This window comes from Streptomyces bobili, assembly GCF_002154575.1.
GTDB lineage: Bacteria > Actinomycetota > Actinomycetes > Streptomycetales > Streptomycetaceae > Streptomyces > Streptomyces bobili.
The window spans coordinates 1-4,917 of the sequence record NZ_MUBA01000848.1; the positions used below are offsets into that span (position 1 = coordinate 1).

At 72.4% G+C, this 4,917-nt stretch carries 6 protein-coding genes, 1 tRNA gene and 1 pseudogene; 5 read left to right on the forward strand and 3 right to left on the reverse strand.

The window, feature by feature from the left end; genetic code table 11:
* Positions 1-797, forward strand: a 797-nt coding sequence (locus BZL64_RS38150) for an amidohydrolase family protein (RefSeq protein ID WP_143663464.1), incomplete at its 5' end; no start/stop codon positions are given.
* A gap of 90 nt (positions 798-887) precedes the next feature.
* The gene (locus tag BZL64_RS38155) at positions 888-1,544 is read left to right on the forward strand and encodes an SDR family oxidoreductase (RefSeq protein WP_086773504.1); all 657 of its coding nucleotides are present in this window, start codon (positions 888-890) and stop codon (positions 1,542-1,544) included.
* Positions 1,545-1,602: 58 nt separating this feature from the next.
* On the opposite strand, the gene BZL64_RS38160 is transcribed toward BZL64_RS38155, so the two are convergent.
* Positions 1,603-1,815, reverse strand: coding sequence for a hypothetical protein (locus tag BZL64_RS38160; protein WP_086773508.1), 213 nt, complete (start codon positions 1,813-1,815; stop codon positions 1,603-1,605).
* Positions 1,816-1,913: 98 nt separating this feature from the next.
* Here BZL64_RS38160 and BZL64_RS38165 point away from each other — a divergent pair.
* Positions 1,914-2,171 (forward strand): annotated as a pseudogene (locus tag BZL64_RS38165) (hypothetical protein); the annotation flags it as partial.
* Between the two features lie 198 nt (positions 2,172-2,369).
* Here BZL64_RS38165 and BZL64_RS38170 read toward each other — a convergent pair.
* Positions 2,370-2,451: transfer RNA gene (locus BZL64_RS38170), tRNA-Tyr, on the reverse strand.
* 225 nt (positions 2,452-2,676) lie between these two features.
* Here BZL64_RS38170 and BZL64_RS38175 point away from each other — a divergent pair.
* Positions 2,677-3,165, forward strand: a complete 489-nt coding sequence (locus BZL64_RS38175; RefSeq protein ID WP_086773505.1) for a YajQ family cyclic di-GMP-binding protein — start codon at positions 2,677-2,679, stop codon at positions 3,163-3,165.
* Between the two features lie 106 nt (positions 3,166-3,271).
* Here the strand turns inward: BZL64_RS38175 and BZL64_RS38180 are convergent, their stop codons facing one another.
* The gene (locus BZL64_RS38180; protein WP_086773506.1) at positions 3,272-3,538 is read right to left on the reverse strand and encodes a GlsB/YeaQ/YmgE family stress response membrane protein; all 267 of its coding nucleotides are present in this window, start codon (positions 3,536-3,538) and stop codon (positions 3,272-3,274) included.
* A gap of 183 nt (positions 3,539-3,721) precedes the next feature.
* Here BZL64_RS38180 and BZL64_RS38185 point away from each other — a divergent pair.
* On the forward strand, positions 3,722-4,917 hold a 1,196-nt coding region (locus BZL64_RS38185), incomplete at its 3' end, for an APC family permease (RefSeq protein ID WP_086773507.1).

Genomic DNA, 4,917 nt, shown 5'->3' on the forward strand with positions numbered 1-4,917 from the left:
CGACGGTGGCGATGCCCCGGCTGCTGACCGGCGTGGCGGGCGCGGACGGGCTCGCCATGCTGCGGGACGCGCTGAAGATGGGCGCCTCGGTGGTGGGCGGGTGCCCGGACCTGGACCCCGACCCGACCGGCTATGTCGAGGCCGTCCTGGAGGTCGCCTCCGAACACGGCTGCCCCGTCGACCTGCACACCGACGCCGCCGACCCGGCCCGGCTGGCCCGGCTGGCCGCGATGGCGGGCGGCCTGCGCCCCGGCGTCAGCCTCGGCCCCTGCGCGGCCCTCGCCCGCCTCCCCGCCGAGTCCGCGGGCCGCACCGCCGACCAGCTCGCCGCGGCCGGCATCACGGTGGTGTGCCTCCCGCAGGGCGGATGCGGCGCCACGGACCGCCGCGGCACGCCTCCGGTACGGCTGCTGCGGGCGGCCGGCGTCCGCGTCACGGCCGGCAGCGGCAGCCTGCGGGACGTCTCCAACCCGGTCGGCCGGGGCGACCCGCTGGAGGCGGCGTACCTCCTCGCCTCCCGCCACGGCCTGCGCCCCGAGGACGCCTACGACGCCGTCAGCACGTCCGCACGGGCGGCCCTGGGCCTCCCGGAGGTCCGGGTGGAGGCCGGCTTCCCCGCCGACCTGCTGGCCGTCCGCGGCGACCGTCTGGCGGGCGCGCTCTCACTGGCGTACAGCCGGATCGTGATCCACCAGGGCCGGGTGGTGGCGCGCACGAGCGCGGTGCGCGAGTACTGCGACTCGGCGGCGGCAGCGGAGTTGGGGCTGCCGCGGCAGGGACGGGGGACGGTGTCCTAGAGCGCGGGGACGTCGTTCCTCCGCCGGACGGCGGGGCCGGACGGCGGGGCCGGACGGCGGGGGGCCGCGGCCGGGCGTACGGTCGAGGGCATGCGCATTGTCATCGCCGGGGGTCATGGTCAGATCGCGCTGCGGCTGGAGCGTCTGCTCGCCGCGCGCGGAGTCGAGGTCGCGGGCATCGTCCGCAAGGCCGAACAGAGCGACGACCTGCGGGCCGTCGGCGCCGAACCGGTCGTCCTGGACCTGGAGTCGGCATCGGCCGAGCAGGTCGCGGACGTCCTGCGGGGCGCGGACGCGGCGGTGTTCGCGGCGGGCGCGGGACCGGGAAGCGGAACGGCCCGCAAGGAGACCGTCGACAAGGGCGCCGCGGTCCTGTTCGCGGACGCGGCACTGCGCGCGGGCGTACGCCGCTTCCTCGTCGTCTCCTCCTACGGCGCCGACGCCGGCCACCGGGGCGACCAGGTCTTCGACGTCTATCAGCGCGCCAAGGGCGAGGCCGACGCCTACGTCCAGGGCCTGGACGGCCTCGACTGGACGATCCTGCGCCCCGGTTCACTCACGGACGACACGGGCACGGGCCTGGTCCGGCTGGAGGCGCGGACGGGCCCGGGGGCGGTCCCGCGCGACGACGTGGCCGCCGTGCTCGCGGAACTGCTGGACACCCCGGCGACGGCCGGCCTCACCCTGGAGCTGATCTCCGGTTCGACGCCGGTGCCGGTGGCGGTGAAGTCGGTCGCGGGCAACTGAGCGCGCGGTCCGGCGGGTTGTTGGGCTCGTGTTGCCGGGCGGGTGGTGCTGACGGCGTTCAGAAGAGGGGCAGTTGGCCGGGAATGGCGGACAGGACGTATCCGTCCAACGAAGGCTGGGCGGCACCCAGTTGCGCCGTGCTCCGGGAGCCGGGGCAGGAGGTCAGCCGGCCGTTCTCGCGCGTTCCGGGCGGGTCATGGCGGGCGAACCGGCCGGCGACCACGGCGATCTCCCGACGGCACTCGGGGCAGGTTCTGCGACGGCTGGACATGAGGTCAGTCTGCCCCAGTGCGCCACACGGGTACCGCCCGACAACGTACGCCCCGCTCGCCGCGCACAACTGCCGTCCCCTCCCTAGCATCCCTACATGTGGCACATACCTTCGAGGAACTCGTGGCGAAACAGCGCGCGGTCGACGAGGCTCACGTGAGGGTCCTGCACCTGCGGGACACCTACGGCGCGCCCACGGCGGCCCCCTGGTCCCAGGCCCAGACCGACACCTACGAAACCGCCTGGCGCGCCTGGCGCGATCTCGCCCGCGACACCCAGGCGGCGCTCTCCGAATTCGCCAAGGACGAGAGCAGCCCCCGCAACGCCGTCGAAGCGGACGTGAGGAGAGCCGCGAAGACCCCGCCGGAGGCACCGGGGTGGGGGCCGGAGACGGGAACGGGGAAGGAGACGGGAACGGGATCGGTATCCGGGCCGGAGTCCGAGGAGCCGCCGTCCGGCGGACGATGAGCCGGGCCGGACAACCGAGCCCCCCGAAAACGAAGCAGACCCCCTCCGCTCTGCGTTTCCGCAGTTCGGAGGGGGTCTCACTCAGCGTGGCGGCGCCAGGATTCGAACCTGGGAAGGCTGAGCCGGCAGATTTACAGTCTGCTCCCTTTGGCCGCTCGGGCACACCGCCGGGTTTGCCGCCGTTCGAACCGCTTTTCGGCGGCGCTCTCCGGCAACGACGTAAACGATACCCGATGGGGAGGGGTGCTTCGCCACCTGGATTCCTCACCGTCCGGGGCGGGCCGGGTGGCTAGGCTTGTCCGGATGCGGCCCGCGTCTCGCACCGGGCTCGGCGGCAGCTCCACGGACGCCGGCACGCATCCGATACACACCCCGATACAAGGAGCCACAGGACATGGCCGACTCCAGTTTCGACATCGTCTCGAAGGTCGAGCGGCAGGAGGTCGACAACGCCCTCAACCAGACCGCCAAGGAAATCTCCCAGCGCTACGACTTCAAGGGCGTCGGCGCCTCGATCTCGTGGTCCGGAGAAAAGATCCTGATGGAGGCGAACTCGGAGGACCGGGTCAACGCCGTCCTCGATGTCTTCCAGTCGAAGCTGATCAAGCGCGGGATCTCCCTGAAGGCACTGGAGGCGGGCGAGCCGCAGCTCTCCGGCAAGGAGTACAAGCTCTTCGCTGAGATCAAGGAGGGCATCTCCCAGGACAACGCGAAGAAGGTCGCGAAGCTCATCCGCGACGAGGGCCCCAAGGGCGTCAAAGCCCAGGTCCAGGGAGAGGAGCTGCGCGTCAGTTCCAAGAGCCGTGACGACCTGCAGACCGTCATCACGCTGTTGAAGGGTCAGGACTTCGACTTCGCGTTGCAGTTCGTGAACTACCGCTAGGACCTGACTCCCCCGAGACCTGGCAGCGGGACGGGAAGGGCGGGGCACCGCGTCTGCGGTCGCCCTTCCCGTCTGCCCGGCCTTGAGGCGGACGAGAGGCCCCGGGTCAGTCCCGTGAGTTGCCGAACAGGATGCGGTAGGCGATCAGCAGCACCAGCGATCCGCCGATCGCCGCGGCCCAGGTGGCGCCGTCGTAGAAGTCCTTGGTGACGGGGTGGTCCAGCCAGCGGGCCGATATCCAGCCGCCGAGGAACGCGCCCGCGACGCCGATGACCGTGGTGCCGATGAAGCCGCCCGGGTCCCGGCCCGGCAGCAGTACCTTGGCGATGACCCCGGCCAACAGCCCCAGAATGATCCAACTGACGATGCTCATGTCCTGACCCTGCCCCTTCGCGCTGTGTCCGCACCGTCCCGGTGCTGTGATCCCGCTCCGGACAGGCTGTACGTCCGCACCGGCTGTGCGTCCGCACCTCGTCCACGGCCCGTTCGTGCTGCGTTACCCGGGACGACGTGCTGGCGGCGCCCGGTGGTTCCGCTGATCAGTAGGGTGCGGTCCATGACACCGTCCGGATCGGCCGCCGAGCTGCGGCGCACCCTGGGCGTCGGGGACGCCGTGATCATCGGGCTCGGCTCGATGGTCGGCGCCGGCATCTTCGTCGCCCTCGCGCCCGCTGCCCGTGCCGCCGGCTCCGGGCTGCTGCTCGGACTCGCGCTCGCTGCCGTGATCGCCTACTGCAATGCCATGTCGTCGGCCCGTCTGGCCGCGCTGTATCCGGCCTCCGGTGGCACCTATGTGTACGGACGCGAACGGCTCGGCCCGTTCTGGGGGTATCTCGCGGGCTGGTCCTTCGTGGTCGGCAAAACGGCCTCCTGTGCGGCGATGGCGCTGACGGTCGGTGCGTACGTCTGGCCGGGGCAGGCGCACGCGGTGGCGGTCGCGGCCGTGGTGGCGCTGACCGCGGTGAACTACGGCGGCGTCCACAAGTCGGCCTGGCTGACGCGGCTGATCGTGGCGGTTGTCCTGGCGGTCCTCGCTTCCGTGATCGTCGTGTGCCTGGGATCCGGTGGGTCCGACGCCGGGCGGCTGGACATCGGGACCTCCGGGGGTCTCGGTGGTGTGCTGGAGGCTGCCGGCCTGCTGTTCTTCGCCTTCGCGGGGTACGCGCGCATCGCAACCCTCGGCGAGGAGGTGCGGGATCCTGCGCGCACCATCCCGCGCGCGATCCCGCTCGCGCTGGGTATCGCGTTGGCCGTGTACGTGGGTGTGGCGGTGGCCGTCCTTTCGGTGCTGGGGTCGGAGGATCTCGGGCGCGCTGCCGCGCCGCTGGCGGACGCGGTGCGCGCCGCAGGTGTGCCGGGGCTGGTGCCGGTGGTCCGGATCGGGGCCGCCGTGGCGGCGCTGGGTTCACTGCTGGCCCTGATTCTGGGCGTCTCGCGGACGACGCTGGCCATGGCTCGGGACCGGCATCTGCCCGGCTTGCTGTCGGCCGTGCATCCGCGTTTCCAGGTGCCGCACCGGGCCGAGCTGGCCGTGGGTGCGGTGGTCGCGGTCCTCGCCGCGACCGTGGATGTGCGCGGCGCGATCGGTTTCTCCTCCTTCGGTGTGCTGGCGTACTACGCGGTGGCCAACGCCTCGGCGTGGACCCTGGACGCGGCGCCGCTCAAGCGGGCCGTGCCGGCGGTGGGCCTCCTCGGCTGTCTGGTCCTGGCTTTCGCGCTGCCGGGGACCTCGGTGGTCACGGGGGCGGGGGT